17 protein-coding genes are annotated in these 18231 nt (G+C 50.0%); 4 read left to right on the top strand and 13 right to left on the bottom strand.

Annotation, left to right across the window (positions count from 1 at the left end):
- Positions 1-8 precede the first annotated feature (8 nt).
- From PGL02S_RS08325 to PGL02S_RS08290, 8 genes are all read right to left on the bottom strand, one after another.
- Complete coding sequence (locus PGL02S_RS08325; RefSeq protein WP_051449081.1) at positions 9-410, bottom strand: FixH family protein; 402 nt, start codon at positions 408-410, stop codon at positions 9-11.
- 28 nt (positions 411-438) lie between these two features.
- Positions 439-1311 (bottom strand): heme o synthase, encoded by an 873-nt coding sequence (cyoE, locus tag PGL02S_RS08320; RefSeq protein WP_036636609.1) that lies wholly within the window; start codon positions 1309-1311, stop codon positions 439-441.
- Positions 1308-1631: a cytochrome o ubiquinol oxidase subunit IV gene (gene cyoD / locus PGL02S_RS08315; protein WP_006209247.1), complete on the bottom strand. Its 324-nt coding sequence runs from the start codon at positions 1629-1631 to the stop codon at positions 1308-1310. The genes cyoE and cyoD overlap by 4 nt, the downstream gene beginning before the upstream one ends.
- Position 1632: 1 nt before the next feature.
- Complete coding sequence (gene cyoC / locus PGL02S_RS08310) at positions 1633-2259, bottom strand: cytochrome o ubiquinol oxidase subunit III (RefSeq protein ID WP_006209246.1); 627 nt, start codon at positions 2257-2259, stop codon at positions 1633-1635.
- Positions 2259-4232 (bottom strand): cbb3-type cytochrome c oxidase subunit I, encoded by a 1974-nt coding sequence (locus PGL02S_RS08305; protein WP_036636608.1) that lies wholly within the window; start codon positions 4230-4232, stop codon positions 2259-2261. The genes cyoC and PGL02S_RS08305 overlap by 1 nt, the downstream gene beginning before the upstream one ends.
- Positions 4233-4246: 14 nt before the next feature.
- Positions 4247-5167 carry a ubiquinol oxidase subunit II gene (cyoA, locus tag PGL02S_RS08300; protein ID WP_036636606.1) on the bottom strand — a complete coding sequence of 307 codons (921 nt, stop codon included), beginning with the start codon at positions 5165-5167 and terminating at the stop codon, positions 4247-4249.
- 154 nt (positions 5168-5321) lie between these two features.
- A complete protein-coding gene (locus tag PGL02S_RS08295; protein WP_036637003.1) occupies positions 5322-6212 on the bottom strand; it encodes a COX15/CtaA family protein in 891 nt (296 codons plus the stop codon).
- Positions 6213-6429: 217 nt separating this feature from the next.
- Entirely contained in the window at positions 6430-7341 is a 912-nt protein-coding gene (locus PGL02S_RS08290) for a DMT family transporter (protein WP_036636604.1), read from the bottom strand.
- Positions 7342-7447: 106 nt separating this feature from the next.
- Here PGL02S_RS08290 and PGL02S_RS08285 point away from each other — a divergent pair, with 106 nt between their 5' ends.
- Together PGL02S_RS08285 and PGL02S_RS08280 are read left to right on the top strand one after the other, a co-directional pair.
- Positions 7448-8353 carry an AraC family transcriptional regulator gene (locus PGL02S_RS08285; protein ID WP_036636602.1) on the top strand — a complete coding sequence of 302 codons (906 nt, stop codon included), beginning with the start codon at positions 7448-7450 and terminating at the stop codon, positions 8351-8353.
- Between the two features lie 385 nt (positions 8354-8738).
- A complete protein-coding gene (locus tag PGL02S_RS08280) occupies positions 8739-9359 on the top strand; it encodes a putative glycolipid-binding domain-containing protein (protein WP_036636600.1) in 621 nt (206 codons plus the stop codon).
- Between the two features lie 336 nt (positions 9360-9695).
- Here the strand turns inward: PGL02S_RS08280 and PGL02S_RS08275 are convergent, their stop codons facing one another.
- Positions 9696-10997 (bottom strand): NCS2 family permease, encoded by a 1302-nt coding sequence (locus PGL02S_RS08275; RefSeq protein ID WP_006209237.1) that lies wholly within the window; start codon positions 10995-10997, stop codon positions 9696-9698.
- A gap of 170 nt (positions 10998-11167) precedes the next feature.
- Between PGL02S_RS08275 and PGL02S_RS08270 the strand changes: the two genes are divergently transcribed.
- Positions 11168-11869, top strand: a complete 702-nt coding sequence (locus tag PGL02S_RS08270; RefSeq protein ID WP_006209236.1) for an SOS response-associated peptidase — start codon at positions 11168-11170, stop codon at positions 11867-11869.
- A 231-nt stretch (positions 11870-12100) separates the two neighbouring features.
- On the opposite strand, the gene PGL02S_RS08265 is transcribed toward PGL02S_RS08270, so the two are convergent.
- The 4 genes from PGL02S_RS08265 to PGL02S_RS08250 form a co-directional block, all read right to left on the bottom strand.
- Positions 12101-12388: a stage VI sporulation protein F gene (locus PGL02S_RS08265; RefSeq protein ID WP_006209234.1), complete on the bottom strand. Its 288-nt coding sequence runs from the start codon at positions 12386-12388 to the stop codon at positions 12101-12103.
- A gap of 87 nt (positions 12389-12475) precedes the next feature.
- Positions 12476-14527, bottom strand: a complete 2052-nt coding sequence (gene recG, locus PGL02S_RS08260) for an ATP-dependent DNA helicase RecG (protein WP_036636596.1) — start codon at positions 14525-14527, stop codon at positions 12476-12478.
- Positions 14528-14541: 14 nt separating this feature from the next.
- Complete coding sequence (locus tag PGL02S_RS08255) at positions 14542-15399, bottom strand: DegV family protein (protein ID WP_006209232.1); 858 nt, start codon at positions 15397-15399, stop codon at positions 14542-14544.
- Between the two features lie 77 nt (positions 15400-15476).
- On the bottom strand, positions 15477-17255 hold the full coding sequence (locus tag PGL02S_RS08250) for a DAK2 domain-containing protein (RefSeq protein ID WP_036636594.1): 1779 nt from the start codon (positions 17253-17255) through the stop codon (positions 15477-15479).
- 367 nt (positions 17256-17622) lie between these two features.
- On the opposite strand from PGL02S_RS08250, the gene rpmB reads away from it, so the two are divergent.
- On the top strand, positions 17623-17811 hold the full coding sequence (gene rpmB / locus PGL02S_RS08245; protein ID WP_006209230.1) for a 50S ribosomal protein L28: 189 nt from the start codon (positions 17623-17625) through the stop codon (positions 17809-17811).
- Positions 17812-18231 lie beyond the last annotated feature (420 nt).

The following is an 18231-nucleotide window of genomic DNA, read 5'->3' as shown; positions in this document are numbered from 1 at the left end:
ACCTCAGTTCACTTCTCCACATGATCTCCTACAGCAATCTCTTTTTTTGGCATCACATGCATGCCTCTTGCGGTCACATGCGCAGTCACTTCATAGGTCCCTTCGACCTCAAAAGCCTTCTCTATTCGGTACCTTCCGTCTTCTTCATGTTTAGCTTCTATCCGTTGGAACTCATCCTGATCGGCCAGTCGGAACTCGAATTCCACCTCTTGGGCATCTTCAACAAGCGACTCGCCTTGTGTCACTCGCGCTTCAAAAGGGACGGTCTCCGAGGTCTTTACCGGACCCGTCGGCAGAATCAGATCGACCCGGATCAATTCTTCAACCTCTGCATCGGACGCAGGAGCCGAAGAACACGATACTAATAGCAGCACGCACAATATAAGAACAATCAACCCCGATTTCTTCATCATTTCACCCCATTATGCATGCCTATCATTAAAGCGCAGGCGTATCCAGAATCATAACAATGAACACGATCATCAAATAATTTACGGAAATCATGAAATTGGTTTTAGCCCAGCGTTCATCCTCCGAAACGGTTATTCCATGCAGCGTATGCAAGAGCCATATCACACCACCAATCACAGACACCGTCAGAAATACGGGACCGGAGAAGCCGTAAACGTACAGCAAAATGACGGTTGGGAGCAGCAGCGTTACATAGGGAATCATCTGCACTTTGGTACGCCTAACTCCCTTACGGACAGGCAGCAATGGAAACCCTGCCGCTCTGTACTCCTCCACCCGCCGGATGGCCAGCGACCAGAAATGCGCGGGCTGCCACAGGAACAGCAAGCAGAATAACAGAACAGCTCCGGTATCCACGGTTCCCGTGCCGGCACAGTATCCGATAACCGGCGGAACCGCTCCCGATACCCCGCCTACAGCGGTGCTCCAGGTTGAATTTCGTTTCAGCCACATCGTATAGATGACAATGTAAAAGAACATCCCCAGCAATCCAAGCCACCCGGCAACCTTGTTCACGTTCAGGAACAAAATGACTTCTCCTGAGATACCAAGAGCCACAGCACACCAAACAGCATGGGTTAACTTTATTCGTCCCGTCGCTAGTGGCCTATTGCAGGTTCGGGCCATTTTGCGATCCAGCTTGTAATCCCAAACGTTATTAAAGATGCAAGAAGATGCCATCGTAAGTGTTGTTCCAAGCAGCATCCAGCACAACAGGCCAAAGTCCACCACCCATTTGGAGGCTAGCCAGTAGCCTCCAAATGCAGCAACCAGATTAAGCTGAATAATGCGCGGCTTTATAAGCTGCATCCAATCCCCCAGTAAGGTGGCATTCTTCATACAGCTACCATGTTATACAGCATGATCCACATGGACCCCGCTACGATAACCAGCAGGATAACCAGACCCAGCACCAGCGATATCAGATTGTAGCGCGGCTTGTTCTCCTCACGCAAATGCATGAAGAATAAGAGCTGAACCATAAGCTGCAGCACCGCGGCAGTCATCAGCACGACCGAGTTCCAGGTTCCTTCCAGCCAATCATTCATCACAACGGTGATGGGAATCAGGGTCAGAATGATTGAGCAGAAGAAGCCGATGGTATACGATTTGAAAGAACCGTGACCCTCCGGGGTTTGATGCGAATTCGATGGAACCATATTAACTCACCCCCATTAAGTACACGACCGTAAATACAAAGATCCACACCACATCAAGGAAATGCCAGAACAGACTAATCACATTCACCTTCCGTTTGGTTACCGGGGTGATTCCCCGCTTGGCCAGCTGAATGATCAGGGCGATCATCCAGACCAGTCCAAACAGTACGTGCAGTCCATGCGTACCCACCAGGGTGAAAAAGGCGGATAAAAATGCGCTGGTTCCTATCGTCGCGCCTTCGTGTACCAGATGATTGAATTCGGCAATTTCCATCCCGATAAATATGGCGCCCAGTCCAGCTGTAACCGCCAGCCAGGATATGAGACCCTTAACGTTGTGCTTGTGCATGGACAGCAGCGCAAGACCGCAGGTATAACTGCTGGCAAGCAAGATAAACGTGCTTGTTATAATTCCGCCCATTTGAAACAGGTCTGCAGGTCCCGGACCTCCGTCCGTATTTTGCTGCAGCACGATATAGGTGGCAAAAAGCGTTCCGAATATAATGACATCGGTCATCAGGTAAATCCAGAAGCCGAACGTTCGCACTTCCTCCATATCCGGATGACCATGATGTTCATCATGCGCGTGAGCTTGCAATATTTGTTCTGATGTTTGGGACTCAGCCATTAGATATTCACCTTCCTTATGGCAGCTTCTGTTCGCTCGATTTCATCAACCGGAATATAATAATCCGTATCATAGTTAAAGGAATGGTACAGCAAACAGCCAACAACGCCTGCCAATCCGGTATATATGAATCCGGTCCAATCGAATATGAAACCAAAGCCTGCTATAAACCAGAAAGCCGACATGACAATCGGGACTCCGGAATTTTTAGGCATATGAATCGGCTCCAGCTTCTGCTTAATGGTTTGATGCGCCCCTGCGGATTGTTTCTGCTCCCACCATTCATCTTGACGGGATACATTCGGCAGAACGGCAAAGTTATAGACCGGTGCCGGCGACGGAATGGACCATTCCAGCGTGCGGCCATTCCACGGATCGCCCGTGGTGTCCCGGTTCTTGGCCTGGTGCTTGAATCCATCCACGATCTGCCAAACCTGAAACAGAAAAGCAATAGCCATCAGCACGGCACCGATCGTGGACACCAGGTTCAGCTCCCACCAGCCTTTGTCCCAGCTGTAAGTAACCACCCGGCGGGTCATTCCCATCAGGCCGAGCACATACTGCGGCATAAAGCAGCAATAGAACCCGATGTTCCAGAACCAGAACGCCCATTTTCCGATGCGTTCGTTCAGTGTGAAACCGAACATTTTCGGCCACCAATAATACAATCCGGCAAAGTACCCGAATACGACGCCCCCGATGATCACCTGATGGAAATGTGCGACCAGGAAGTAACTGTTATGGAACTGAAAATCCGCCGGAGCTACGGATAACAGAACTCCGGTCAAACCGCCGACAATAAAACATGGAATGAATCCAATCGTCCATAACATCGGCGTTTCGAATGTGATTCTCCCCCGGAACATGGTGAACAGCCAGTTGAACACCTTCACACCGGTAGGGATTGCAATCAGCATGGTTGTCAAGGCAAAGAATGCATTGACGTCCGCGCCCGATCCCATCGTAAAGAAGTGGTGGGCCCATACCAGGAAGGACAGGACGCTGATGATCATCATGGCCCATACCATGGACTTGTAGCCAAACAGCTTTTTCTTCGAGAACGTGGATACGATCTCTGAGAATATCCCGAATGCCGGCAGAACGATGATATACACCTCAGGGTGTCCCCACATCCAGATCAGGTTGATATACATCATCGGGTTCCCGCCGCCGTCAAGCGTGAAGAAATGAGCCCCGGCATAACGATCCAGAAACAGCAGCGCAAGCGTCGCGGTCAGAATCGGAAACGAGAAGATAATCGCAATACAGCTGGATAGCACCGACCAGGAAAACATCGGCATTTTCATAAGTTTCATGCCCGGTGCCCGCATTTTCAGAATCGTCACCAGGAAGTTGATCCCGGTCATCAAGCTGCCGAGCCCCGAGATTTGGATTCCCCATATATAGAAGTCCTGCCCCACGCCCGGATTGTACATGGTACCCGAATACGGCGGATACGCAAGCCAGCCGGCATCCGGCGAGCCTCCGATGACAAACGACAGGTTAAACAGCATCGCCCCTGAGAAGAACAGCCAGAAGCTGAGCGAATTCAGGAACGGGTAGGCTACGTCTCTCGCGCCGAGCTGCAGCGGCACCATGATGTTGAACAAACCGAACATGAACGGCATGGCCATGAACAGAATCATGATAACTCCATGCGTAGTGAAAATCTGGTTATAATGATCCGGCGGCAAAAAATTAAGCTCCGGCATGGCCAGCTGCGCCCTCATTAAAAGCGCATCCACTCCGCCCCGAAACAGCATCAGGAAGGCAGCCAATATGTACATAATGCCGATCTTTTTGTGGTCAACGGTTGTCAGCCATTCCCGCCATAACCACTTCCACTTCTTGAAGTACGTCAAGCCGCTTACAATGGCGATCAAGGTTAGCACGATGGTGACATCCGCCCCATAGATTAACGGATCGCCCGTTACAAAAAACTCGGAAGCAAACTCTTTTATTTTTTCCCACATTAGAAGCTCTCTCCTTACCTAGTCACCTGGTCCTCGAATTCGAAGTTTTGCGTGTTTTTCCATGACAAACCATGGTTGTGAGAAGCGGCATATTTGGTCACCGTCATCTCGAACAGACCTTCCGGAAATGCGGAATACGATTGAACTTCAGATGTGGACGGCTCTCTCAGCTGTTTATAGCCTTCCAAAGTCAGCTTGGGCGAATCGGTCTTGACCTCCTCCACCCATGCGTCAAACTCCTCCTTGGACGTGGCCTCCACATCAAAATACATCTTGGCAAAATCCGTGCCTGTAAAGTTGGCTCCGGAGCCCCAATACTCCCCTACCTCATCGGCCTGCAAATACAGCGTCATCGCCATGCCCGACATGGCGTACATCTGACCGCCCAGCTGCGGTATCCAGAACGAATTCATCGGCGAATCCGCCGTAATTTCGAAGCGGATGGGCACATCCTCCGGAATCTTCAACTCATTCACCGACGCTATGCCCTGCTCGGGATACTGAAACAGCCATTTCCAGTTCAGGGACGTTACCTGCACCGTAAGCGGTTTCTCGCTGGAGGCGATCGGTTTCGACGGCTCCAGGTCATACGTTGCTTTTACCGTGATAATGGCCAGCATCAATATGATGAGCACGGGAATTCCCCACCAGATCAGCTCCAGCTTCGTGCTATGCTCCCATTCCGGCGTATACGCTGCTTTTCTTCCTTTTTTATCCCGATACCGCCAGATGATGACGGCAGTCAAAATCAATACCGGAACGATGACGATGCAGCACAGCAGGGTCGAAATAATCATCAAATCGCGCTGCTGCTCCGCAATGGGCCCTTTCGGGTTCAGAACAATGATATTCTCGCTGCATCCGGTCATCGCCAGCAGCATGATGGACAGCAAAAAAACCAATCCCATCCATCGAAGTGCTCTCGGTCGTTTCATTACATTCAGCTCCAATCTCTGCTCACTTGTCGTGACTTACTTTAGTGGAGAAGACATTCGGTGTCACCAGCCGTTCGTTCACTAAAAATACAGGCCAAGTTCAATTTTTTGTAACAAATTTCATATACAAGTCCGAATTTTCAATCTCATCAACTCATCGTCTCTTCCACGAACGGATCGCAAAAACAGAAAGCAAACTAAAAAGCAAGGTGGCGAGCACGTTGTGAACCAGGCTTGCAAAAATATAGACATGGCTGTTGTTCATCGCAAGTTTCAGCCACGCCCCGCTCAGAATCTGAGCGAGCACCACGAGATTGAGACCAACTGCCAGCGCTGTCAGGCCTGTTGAGCGCTCCCTGATCTCGTATCTTCTTACGGCTAGAAACAGAATGATCAACAAAAGCAGTAGAATCGCAGCAGCAACACGATGAAGAAAGACGATGCCCGAGGCGCCTCCCAGATAGGGGATAACTTGGCCATTGCACAGTGGCCAGCCTATACAACCCGCCTCCGACTCGGTATGCCGGATATAGGCGCCAAGATACACCAGACCGCAGCAATACAGCCAGATCCCCCAGCCCAAATAACGAATAGATCGCGGAACCCTGGCATTGGAACGGTAATCGTATGGGCTTGTGCCATACATCCATACCACCAGCAGCATGCTGCTGGCCACCGCAAATAAAGAGATTCCGAAATGAAGAGCCATGACCGCTGGCTGCTGGGGCCACATGACGGCCGCTGCCCCCATCAGAGCCTGGATGACGGTGAACAATAAGGTGCCGCCGGCATAATAGCGTGCTTCCTTATGGCCCCCGTAATACTTCCGGATCACGATATACGTGACAAGAACGAGGATGCCGACCACCCCGGTTATCATCCGATGCGAATATTCAATCATGGATTCGAGTGTATATGCCGGGATGAATTTCCCGTTGCACAGCGGCCAATCATCGCCGCAGCCGCGACCGGAACCGGTCTTGGTTACAAGCGCCCCTGCCAGCAAAACGAAGAACATGCCGATAAAAGATGACCATGCCAGCATGCGGTGCCGTGATGTTATTGCGTACAATATAATCCACCTCTTGTGTCTGAATTTAAGCTGGAGCAAGATCCGTTTTATGACCTGTCCCATTGCACAGAATAAAGAGTTGTCGGCCATTCGTGACCATCCATTATGGGTCTTTTTCTGCCATCCGCTTCACGTAGTTGACAAAAAAAAAGAACGCCCTGAGGCGCTCTTAGTCTGAATCGTTGTTACGTTATCCATCATTCGTTCTTTGATACAGTGCCAGTAACAAAATCATTCCGATAATGCAGGCCGTTCCCGCCCACTGAAAAACGCCAAAAGGCTCTTTCAACCAAAAAACGGTGGTTAGCACAGCCGCCAAGGGCTCGAGCGTTCCAAGCAAACTTGTTTCTTTGGGCGAAAGGCTCTGCAGACTTTCGATGTAGAACCAAAATGCAATCATCGTGCCAAAAACGATCACAAAGACTAGATATAAATAGGCCTCTGATTGCAAGCCGGCCAGATTTATTTTCCATGGCGGATGAAACCAAGCAAGAGCACTTCCTCCAATCAACATAGCCCATCCAACAATAACAAGGGAATCGTATTGTTCAAGTAGAGGAACTGCATATATCGTGTAAAAGGCCAGCGCAATTCCGGATAGAACCCCCCACACGATAGCAGGTGTCGGCACGGAAAGCTGCGTGACGGAGCCATTGGACAACAACAAGAAACAACCTGATACAGCTAGCAAAGCCGTAATCATATCTTGCCTGCTCAGCAGCTTTCGTTCCTTTATAGCAAGGTATACGATGATCATGACAGGTGCTAAATACTGCAATAGCGTCGCAACCGCTGAATTCCCATGCTTTATCGATGCTAGATAGGTATACTGAACCGTTAGCATGCCAAGTAATCCGAAAACCATCAATTTCATCGCTGTTTTGCCATTCTTCCAAATCTTCCATATCTGGGATCGGTCCTTGACGAAAAACTGTATGCTCAACAGTAAAATTCCGGCTAAGCATAGACGCGTCGTCACCAGCCAATTTAGATCTATAGCGTACTGCTGCATGAGCTTTTGCGCTACGGTTCCTCCCATTCCCCAACATAATGCGCCGATGATGACAAGACCTAATCCGGTTCTCCGTGCAGGTGTTCCCATGTTGATGTCCCCATTCAAAATATCATGATATTGATATTGTAAAGGCTGATCAACAGATGGGATATAAAAATAAGATCTAAAAATATAAGTATATTGAGGTGTCTTCTTGCAGCACAAAGAGATCAAAATTGATGCGGGCAGCTTAAGAGAGCTTACGGACCATCGTACCATTGTACTTCCTCTTGCCTGCTATGAAACGGTCATTAAGCAAAACATACACGGTCACATACCGCTTCATTGGCATACCGAGTTACAGTTTGTTTATGTTGTTCAAGGAACAGCGTTCTTTCGCGTCAACGAAGTCCAGCAGGTGGTCAAACAAGGCGAAGGCATATTTATCAACAGCGGGAGCTTGCATATGGCCGAGGATGGGCATCATTCAGGCTCTGTTTACATTTGTTTGAATGTGTCGCCTTCGTTTGTCCTGCCCCAAGAATTATATACGACCTATGTATATCCATATATCCATGCAACCAATCTGCCTTTTCTGTTCCTTGCCCCCTCCGAACCATGGGCTCTCCGTATTTTAAGTTCGATTGAGGCGATCAACACATGTATCAAGTTACAATCGCCGTATTATGAAATCCATATCGTTGAACATCTGGCTTCCATATGGAGAAACTTCATGCAGAATGGAATGGTACTGGAGTACAATCAGGCCGAAACAAGAAAGAATCAGCGCATGAAGGAAATGCTGAACTGGCTCCATATGCATTATGCGGAGAAAATCAAATTGGAGGATATCGCAAAAGCGGGGAACTTGAGCCGCTCCGAAACGTGCCGTTATTTCAAGCAAATCCTCAACACATCGCCAATGCAGTATGTGATCGATTATCGGATCAAACAAAGTCTCGTGCTGCTTCACGATCCTGAATCGAGCGTGACAGATGTCGGTTATCGGGTCGGTTTTAACAGCACAAGCTATTTTATAGACAAGTTTCGAGATGCCATGAACATGACGCCCTTAACGTACAAGAACCAAGTGCCTCGACAGAAGGATATCAGCCCGTAAATATAGGGCATGCTGACTTGGTCAGTACTTCCCATCTGAATTTGCTTCCTTATTTAACATTTCAACCTGTCTATGAAAAAAAGCCGGAAAGCTTCCGGCTCCTTCCGTCGCCCGTATATTCTTCGGTCCCCCACCGCACTTTCAATACATCATCTGGCTACTGTTTTCTTTATATAAACAAAAAATGCATCTATTGCATATTGATCAGTTGCAAAAAGAACATACGTTCGGTATATAATAAAAAGGAGTCTAGCGAGGCACAACGTGAAGCCAATCCGATCGGTTCCCCTCTGTCGCTGTAAACCGTGGGAGAGCTGCATATTCAGATGCGGGTGCGGAGCGAGACTAGAAGATCTACACCAACCTATAAGCGAGGTATAATACTATGAATCTTAACCCAAACGCTGTTAACTATGCCCATCAAACCGGACACGATAGCGGGGAAACCCGTCAGCTTCTGCAATCGCTGCTATGGAACAGGCATGACCTGCCCTCTCTGGAGCACAGCCGTCTCTACCAGCATCAAGAGGGATTCACGCTCACCGGAACGGTCGTAGCCAGTCTGGATACCCAGCCCCTCCATTGCTCCTATGAAGTCGAAACAACAAGCGGCTGGAAGACCCGTGAGGTTCGGATTTACCTCTCTAATGGCACCGAGGAACAGTCCCTTCACCTGAAACAGGATGAGGACAACCGCTGGTGGAGCAGCGGCACAGAATTAACGTCATTTGCGGGAATGAATGACATTGATCTCGGGATCACCCCGTCCACCAACACGCTCCCGATCCGGCGTCTGCAGCTGAAACCGGGGGAGAGTGCGTCCATGATCGCTGTCTGGATTCAGTTCCCAAGTCTGACCGTCAGCCCTCTTCCTCAACGATATACGCGTACGGGTGAACGCTCCTACCGTTATGAGAGCAACAACGGGGCCTATCAAGCGGATCTGGAGGTCGACGAGCACGGGCTTGTCACGAAATATGCGGACGTTTGGAGCCGAACCCGCTGAATAAACTCCGGTGGAGTTTGGATGCCGAGGATGACCTGCCCCTTATTTTGCCGGATCGGGTAAAATAACTTTTACGCGTTCCCCATCCTGCCTTCAACATGACAAATATCCCCTGCGCGGTCTGGCTTGAACTTGCAGGGGATTTTTATACTTCTTACCTATTGCTTCTTTCCTCTGGCTTATTACCTCTTGCTTCTTATCTCTTAGATCACGGCTTTATGTGTTCATGCTTCTTGCTTCTTGCTTCTTACGTCTTGTTTCTTGTTTCTTGCTTCTGCTCCATGCTTACTGCTGATTCTACCCTCTTGCTTCATCCTTCCTGCCCTAACTTTCCAATCAATGCGGGACAAATACAAGCTGCAGCACAAACAGCACGGCAAAAATATACATCAGCGGATGAACTGCCTTCCACTTGCCCTTCACGATTTTCATGAGCGGGTAGGAAATAAAACCGAGCGCAATTCCGGTCGCGATGCTGGATGTAAGCGGCATGGTCAAGATGACCAGAAACGCAGGGAACGCTTCGTCAAAATCATTCCACCGGATGTGCTGGACATTGCTCATCATCAGGCACCCTACGACGATGAGTGAAGGCGCCGTAATGGCAGATAGTCCGGCCACCGCTCCGATTAGCGGACTGAAGAAGGCCGCAACCACAAACAATCCGGCAACCACAACCGCTGTCAGGCCTGTACGCCCGCCTGCGCCGACCCCTGCAGCGGACTCAATGTACGCGGTTGTCGGGCTTGTGCCAACCATGGATCCCGCTACCGTTGCCACCGAATCAGAGAACATGGCACGCTCGGCTCGGGGCAGCTTGTTATCCTTCATCAGCCCCGCCTGCTCTGCAACACCGACAACCGTACCAGTGGTATCGAACAATGTCACAAGCAGGAACGAGAACACAACGGCGTAAAGCCCGTGTCTGATCACATCCGAGGCTGCCGTAATCGGATTCCATACCAGAATGCCCTCCGGCAGTGTAGGAACAGACATAATGCCACTCGTAAAGGACAGCATACCGGCAAAATAAGCAATAATTCCGGTAATGATCATACCGATAAAGAGGGCACCCTTCACATCCCGGGACAGCAATACAAGTGTAACCGCCAGCCCGACCAAAGCGAGCACCACCGAGGGCTGATGCAAATCGCCAAGGGCTACCAGATTATCCGGATGCGCCGTAATAATGCCGCTCATCCTGAGACCGATAAAAGCAATGAACAGGCCGATTCCGACCGTGATTGCATGCTTGAGATTCGCAGGGATCATCTCGATCAGCCTGCGCCGAAGTGAGGTCATCGACAACAGCAGAAACAGAATACCCGCGATGAAAACGGCGGAGAAAGCTTCAATATACCCAAGTCCGGCATGTCCTTGAACGACAGAGTAGGTGAAATAGGCATTCAATCCCATCCCTGGCGCTACAGCGATCGGGTAACGGGCTACGAGCCCCATCAGCAGTGTACCGATGACAGCGGCTATAATCGTAGCCGTGAAGCTTTGTTCAAATGGCACGCCCGCTTGCGATAATATCAGCGGATTCACAACGGTCACATAAGCCATCGTAAAAAATGTCGTGGTCCCGGCAACAACTTCTGTCTTAACCGAGGTACCGTTAGCTTTTAAATCAAACACAAAATATCCTCCATTCATGATGCATGGACCAGCCAAAGAGTCTGGACCTTTTGGTAAGTTGCATGATGTTTGTTATACTCAAAACACAATAGGTGTTTACTCTATATCCTCGATTGGTACGCTATTTTCAGGTAGGCGTAAGCCACATCGATTACAGGAGGCCATAGACTATGTGCGGACGCTTTACACTCACCGTGACGTGGGAAGAGCTTATGACCAGGTATCTTATCGATCCCGAGTCGGTATCTCCCTTTCACATTCCCCGATACAACATTGCTCCAACCCAAATGGTAACGGCCATCATCAATGACGGCAGCACCAACCGAATCGGACAACTGCAATGGGGGCTTGTCCCGTCCTGGGCCAAGGATTCCTCCACAGGCGCCAAAATGATCAACGCACGCAGCGAAACACTGGAGGAGAAGCCTGCTTATAGGATGCCCTTTTATCGGAAAAGATGCCTAATTCCTGCAGACGGTTTTTACGAATGGCAAAAAAACGAGAATGGCAAACAGCCCTTTCGCATCGGCTTGAGAAGCGGTGATTTATTCAGCATGGCAGGTCTGTATGACATCTGGATCACCCCCAGCGGAGAAAAACTGAGCACCTGCACCGTCATCACCACCGAGCCCAACACACTCATGGAGCCCATCCATAACCGGATGCCGGTTATTCTCAGACCCGAGGACGAGGCATTATGGCTGGAACGGACGACAGCTGCAAGTGAGCGTAACCCCTCCAACCTGCAATCTCTCAAAGAGCTTCTGAAGCCTTATCCCGCTCAGGATATGCAAGCCGTACCAGTTAGCACAACGGTCAATTCCGTCAAAAATGATACGGAGGACTGTATCCGCTCCATTACTCGCAGCTAAGTCAGCCTGAACGCAAAAAACCTTTGCCTATCCTCCTGTCTCCTCGCGACATTGCCTGGGCAATGATTCAATCGCCTGTGCCTGGATCCATACAACCCAGTCGTCATTCAGAATTGCTTGCAGAATTATCATTCCTGTTTCAACAACATTTAAGCCCCTGCTCATAAGGAGAAGAGTACTCCAGAGAGGGGCTTCTTCTATGCTTGTAAAACCTTGATGTCATCCAATGGTTTAACGAAACATTCCCCACAGCTTGATCAGATGGAATGTATTGTTCGGGTCAATACGCTGTGCAAGCACGAATTGCACCATTTGCTGCTCCTGCGTTGAACTCAGCTTCTCATTCAGTATGCCGCTGGCGGTTCGGACCAATTGATGCACCTTGGTACTGTTTTGAAGATCGGCTTTGGTCAATCCTTGGGTGAGTCCCTTGATTTTCTCCTTGATTGCCGGGTTTTTCATTTTAAGTTTAATCCGCTCCACCAGCTGCGGACTAATCCCGTACTGCTGATAACCCAATGTTGAAGCACCTCCAGTCATAAATGCTGTCACCTTTTTTGATTATATGACGAAGGTCTGTCCATTGTGCCAACAGATTACACGCCGCTAATCCATGATATCGCCCTGAAAAATCTTCTCCTGCTGCAAAAATTCACGCAAAGGCTCATACTCGGGTGACGTCCAGAAGGCAGTGTCACTGACCAGAGCAGCGGCATCACCTCTGGCTTCTTCCACTACTTTGAAGTCGGCCACCATGTCGGCCAGCCGGAATTCCGGCAGCCCGCTCTGCTTCGTACCGAAAAAGTCGCCAGGGCCGCGCAGCTCCAAATCTCGCCGGGATACCTCAAAGCCGTCCTCGGTTTCGGTCATCACCTGCATGCGCTCCTGTCCTACCTCCGACTTCGGATCGGCCACAAGAACGCAATAGGAAGCATGCTGTCCCCGGCCTACACGCCCGCGCAGCTGGTGCAACTGCGACAGGCCGAAGCGGTCCGCATCCATAATAATCATCAGCGTTGCATTCGGCACATCCACCCCAACCTCAACTACCGTTGTAGAGATGAGCAGCTGCACTTCATTGCTGTAGAACTGGCGCATGACTTCATCCTTCTCGGCAGGCGTCATGCGGCCGTGCAGGAGTCCGACAGCATACTTGGGAAAGGCCTGCTGCATCTGAACATGCAGGTCAATCGCGTTCTGGACATCCAGCTTGTCCGACTCCTCAATCAATGGAGCGATCAGGTATGCCTGCCGTCCCTGGTCTACTTCCCGGGAAATAAATCCGAGCACACGCTCCATGAGCTCGTGTTTGACCCAATAAGTTGTGATCGGAATACGCCCTTTCGGCCGCTCCGACAGGGTGGATACATCCATATCCCCAAAAGCGGTAATCGCCAGCGTCCGCGGAATCGGAGTTGCCGTCATCGTCAGCACATCCGGGTTATAACCTTTACGCCGGAGCACGCTCCTCTGATTCACGCCGAAGCGGTGCTGTTCGTCCGTCACAACGAGCCCAAGCTCACGGAAGTACACATCATCCTGAATAAGGGCATGTGTGCCCACCACAACGTCTGTCAGCCCCATCTGCAGGGAAGCCAGCAAGTCCTTGCGCTTCTTCCCCGTAACGCTGCCTGTCAGCAGACCCACGGTAATTCCAAAGGGTTCAAACAGCTTCTGCAAGGAACGCATATGCTGTTCCGCAAGAATTTCCGTCGGCACCATCAAGGCACCTTGAAAGCCCGAACGCACGGTTGTAAACAGGGCAATGGCAGCAACAATCGTTTTTCCCGAGCCCACATCCCCTTGAAGCAAACGATTCATGCAGTAGGGGGAGCGCATATCGTGCAAAATCTCCAGCTCCACCTTCTTCTGCGCATCGGTAAGCTCAAACGGGAAGCTGCGCACAAACTCCCGAATGGTTGCATTGTCAGCCGTATGTACAACACCGTCCATCCGTCCCCGGTTCAGTGCCCGGAACGCCTGCATCTTCAGCTGGAACAGAAAGAGCTCTTCATACACCATCCGGCGTCGCCCTTCCTGACCTTCCCTGGAATCCACAGGCTGATGAATCGTCAAGATAGCCCCTTTACGGGGCATCAGATCATACTTTCGAAGCAAAAATTGCGGCAGAATCTCGGGAATCATCTCCCCGTACTGCTCCAAAGCCTGTCCCATCGTTTTTCGGATCCAGGATTGCGTAATCTTCCCACCGATGGAGTAGACCGGCTGCAGCGTCCCGCTGCGGAAGGCCCCTTTATCCGGGAACTCCGATTCGGATACCGTAAGCTGCATTCTCCGTTGATCCCACTTGCCCGTCAGCACGATCTCCCGGCCAGCCGTCAGCTGATCCTTGAGAAAATGCCGGTTGAACCAAGTCGCAGTGAACATCCAATTCTCTGCGAGCATTTTGCAGGTTAGACGGGATTTCCCACCATAGCGCTGCAATACAGGCACACTGGCGATCTTCGCTTGAATGGTGATTCTGTCTCCGTCTTTCACTTCACTTAAGGACCGGAGCCGGTAATCCTCATACCGGAAGGGGTAATATTCCAATAAATCCTTAACCGTAGAGACGCCAAAGGCGTGAAGCTCCCCTTCTTTCAGGGCGCTCACGCCGTTGATCTGTCTGACGGATATTTGATCGAGTTTGAGACTCATATCATCTACCTCACTTAAGCAGGCCATATATATGCTGCAATGGTTCCCGGTCCAACATGCGTACCGATAACCGGACCGATCTCGGAGAACACCGTTTCCTCAATCGTAAACACAGCGGACAGCTGCTGCAGAAAATCCTCAACCTGAGCAGGGTCAGCTGTATGACCCACAGCCACTTTAATATTTTTTACGCCGGATAAATCCTGTTGAAACAGCTCAATGATTTTGGCGGTTGCTTTCTTGCGTCCGCGCACCTTGTCTACCGGGAAAATGATTCCTTCACCATCAATGGACAGGATAGGTTTAATGTTGAGCAATGTGCCCAGCACTGCCGAAGCTTTACCGATCCGCCCACCCTTCTGCAAATATTCCAGCGTGTCTACCAGGAAGTAGAGGCGGCGCTTGGAACGAAGATCTTCCATGGACAAAATAATATCTGAAGCAGCAGCTCCCTCTTGAGCGAGCTTGGCTGCATGAACAACAAATAATCCGAAACCGTAGGAAGCTGATTTGGAATCCCACACGGTAATATCCGCTTCACCTTCCATAAGAGAAGTTGCAAGCAATGCGGACTGATACGTCCCACTCAAGCCCGATGAGATGTGAATCGACACGATGGAGCAGCCTGGATGCTGTTCCAGGATGGACTCATACACGGCTACAAAATCTGCGGGAGATGGCTGGGAGGTCGTTGGAAGCTGTGGCGATTGTACCAGCTTGGTGTAGAACTCGCCTGGCGTAATTTCGACTCCGTCCAAATACGTATCTTCCCCAAACATAAGTCTCAGCGGCACGATATGAATGTTGTGTTGCTTCGCCAGGTCTGCCGGAATATCCGCTGTGCTGTCTGTCACAATAACGGTCTTATTCACCGGAACCCCTCCTAAAAATATACCCTGCATAATGTTGAATCCTCTATACACGTACACATACTTCCCTATTTCTTGAATCAGGACTCCACAGAGAACAGATAAGAATAAATCGGCTGTCCGCCATAATGTACTTCAACTTCTGCGTTCGGGTAGTGCTCCCCTAGCCAGTCGGTCAGGGCGTTGGTCGATTCCTCGGTTGCATCCGCTCCGGTAAGAAGCGTGACAATCTCGTCGCCGGATTCCAGCATTTTGCCAAGTAAATCCTGCGAGGTTGTAATCAGATCCGCATTGGCTGCAACAATGTTGGAATTGCGAATTCCGATAAACTGGCCTGCCTTGATCTCCAGATCATCAATCGTGGTATCCCGAACCGCATAGGTCACTTGACCGGATTGAACGCGGGTGATGGCGTCCAGCATGCTGTCCGTATTCATGTCCGCACTTTCGTCCTCCTGGAATGCGAAAGCTGCCGCCATCCCCTGCGGAATCGTCTTGCTCGGAATAACCGTCACGCTGCGCTCGCCTTCCAGAAGCTCCCGAGCCTGCTGGGCAGCCAGCACGATGTTCGAGTTATTCGGAAGAATGAACACTTGCTGAGCCGAGATCGAAGAAATCGCATTGACAAAATCCTCCGTGCTCGGGTTCATTGTCTGTCCGCCGGAGAGAACGACGTCAACGCCCAGGCTTTTGAAAATATCGGAAATGCCTTCCCCTGACGATACCGCAATGAAACCATAAGGTGCAATTTCGTCCGCAGGAGGAACAGCCGGCGCTTCCGGCGTTACATGCTCTGCCGGGATATCCGCAAACAGCTCTGGCATCGGTGCAATATCCATCCCTGTTGTCAGAAGATCACGATGCTGCTCACGCATATTCAAAATGTGAATCTGAGTGATTTCTCCATACTGAAGCGCCAAATTCAACACTTCGCCCGGAGCTTTGGAATGCACATGCACTTTGATCGTTTCGTCATCGGAAATGACAATGATGGAATCTCCGTTCACTGCAAGCGCTTTCCGGAAATAATCTTCATCGAATTCCGCGCCTGCTCCCTCTCCAAGCTGTCTGTTAATAAAGAATTCCATATCATATAAAAATTCAATGTCCTCTGTGGACAGTCTGGACTGGGCTGAAACCGGAGCTTGAACCGCAGAGAAGTCAGGGACCGCATGGGAGACCGGTGCTGTATTGCTCTGTTCGGCTTGTCCTTCCGACACAGCATATGATCCGGAGGGGACGTCTTGTCTGAGTGCCTGCAAGAAACCTTCGTAAATGTATACCAGGCCTTGACCGCCCGAATCCACGACACCAACCTGTTTCAGAACAGGGAGCATATCCGGTGTCTGGGAGAGCGTTTCCTTCGCTTTCGCCAGCACCTGCTCCATCAGCTCAACAACATCGTTGCTGCGGCGGGAGAAATAGACTGCATGTTTAGCCGCTTCCTTTGCTACCGTAAGGATGGTGCCTTCTACGGGCTTTACAACCGCTTTGTAAGCAGCTTCCACGCCTGTCTGGAGCGCAGCAGCAAATTGATGGGTATTAAGTTCTGTATATGGTGCTGCATACCGGCTGAAACCGCGGAACAACTGGGATAAAATAACCCCTGAGTTCCCTCTGGCTCCCATTAGAAGCCCCTTGGACAGCACACCGGCACTATGTCCGACGGATTCCGAGTGCTTACTCTTCAGTTCTGCAACGCCTGCAGTCATCGTCAAATTCATGTTTGTCCCCGTGTCGCCATCCGGCACCGGGAAAACATTCAGGGAATTGACGTGTTCTGCATGCTGCTGCAGCTGCTCCGCTCCGGCTAGGACCATCGCGGTAAATTCTGTTCCATTCAAAGAACGCTTACTCAATGAGAATTCCCCTTCCTGGCTTGATACCCATAACACTTCTTTTCGTAAATTTCATTATCTATTTCATAGCTTATAGCTGACGAAATGCCCAAACGGTAAATAATAGACTTGCCATGATTAAATCGATCATAACATCTTGATGGGCTACCCTCTCGTCCTCTACGTCTGCCGGCGTTCCCAAGCATCTTGAGAGCCATGCCGACTAGCCCACAATATATTTCTTCGGAAATATTATGGACTAATCAACATTGTACTATAAGAAGAAAGAGAAATAAATGTTTTTAGGATAGTTGACGGAGCAATTTTTACTGTGATATTATATTTAAGTATTGTTTTATGCAGGGTTAGGTACAAGGAGGTGTAATGAATGGCTCGCAAATGTTATGTAACTGGCAAGAAACCAAGCAGTGGTAACCACGTTTCTCACGCTAACAATCACAACAAGCGTTCTTGGGGTGTCAACGTTCAAAAGGTTCGCATTTTGGTGGATGGCAAGCCAAAACGTGTATACGTCAGCACTCGTGCTTTGAAATCCGGTAAAGTGACTCGCGTATAATCATCTCGTGTTATATGAAGAAAAACTTCTTAATCTCCAGGCACCGTTTGTGGGCTATCCGGGACAAGGAAGTTTTTCTTGCGTTTAGATACATATTCTTCTCCTAAACAAAAAGCACCTTGAGCGGATAGCAGGTGCTTTTTTTATTTAGATATAAGAAAAATGAACGAGCAAAACTCCCGCTTTCTTATATCGCAAGAAAACTTCCGGTCGAACGCGGTCTGTCTTCGATAAGTACGTCGCTAGACACTCTTCTTTTGATATAAGAAAGCGAAGGAGACATCGCGCTTGGCTTACTTATACCGCAAGAGAAACTTCCGCACGAGATGCGGTATCTCCTCCATGCGCGGATCGGAGTGTTCTTGCCTCTTTCCCTAGAACCGGCAAGGCGGTGCCAGTCCCGGGCGGAGGTTTTGTTAC

The organism is Paenibacillus glucanolyticus NBRC 15330 (assembly GCF_004000885.1).
Classification (GTDB): Bacteria; Bacillota; Bacilli; order Paenibacillales; family Paenibacillaceae; genus Paenibacillus_AQ; species Paenibacillus_AQ glucanolyticus.
This window is presented reverse-complemented; position numbering and strand designations above follow the sequence as displayed.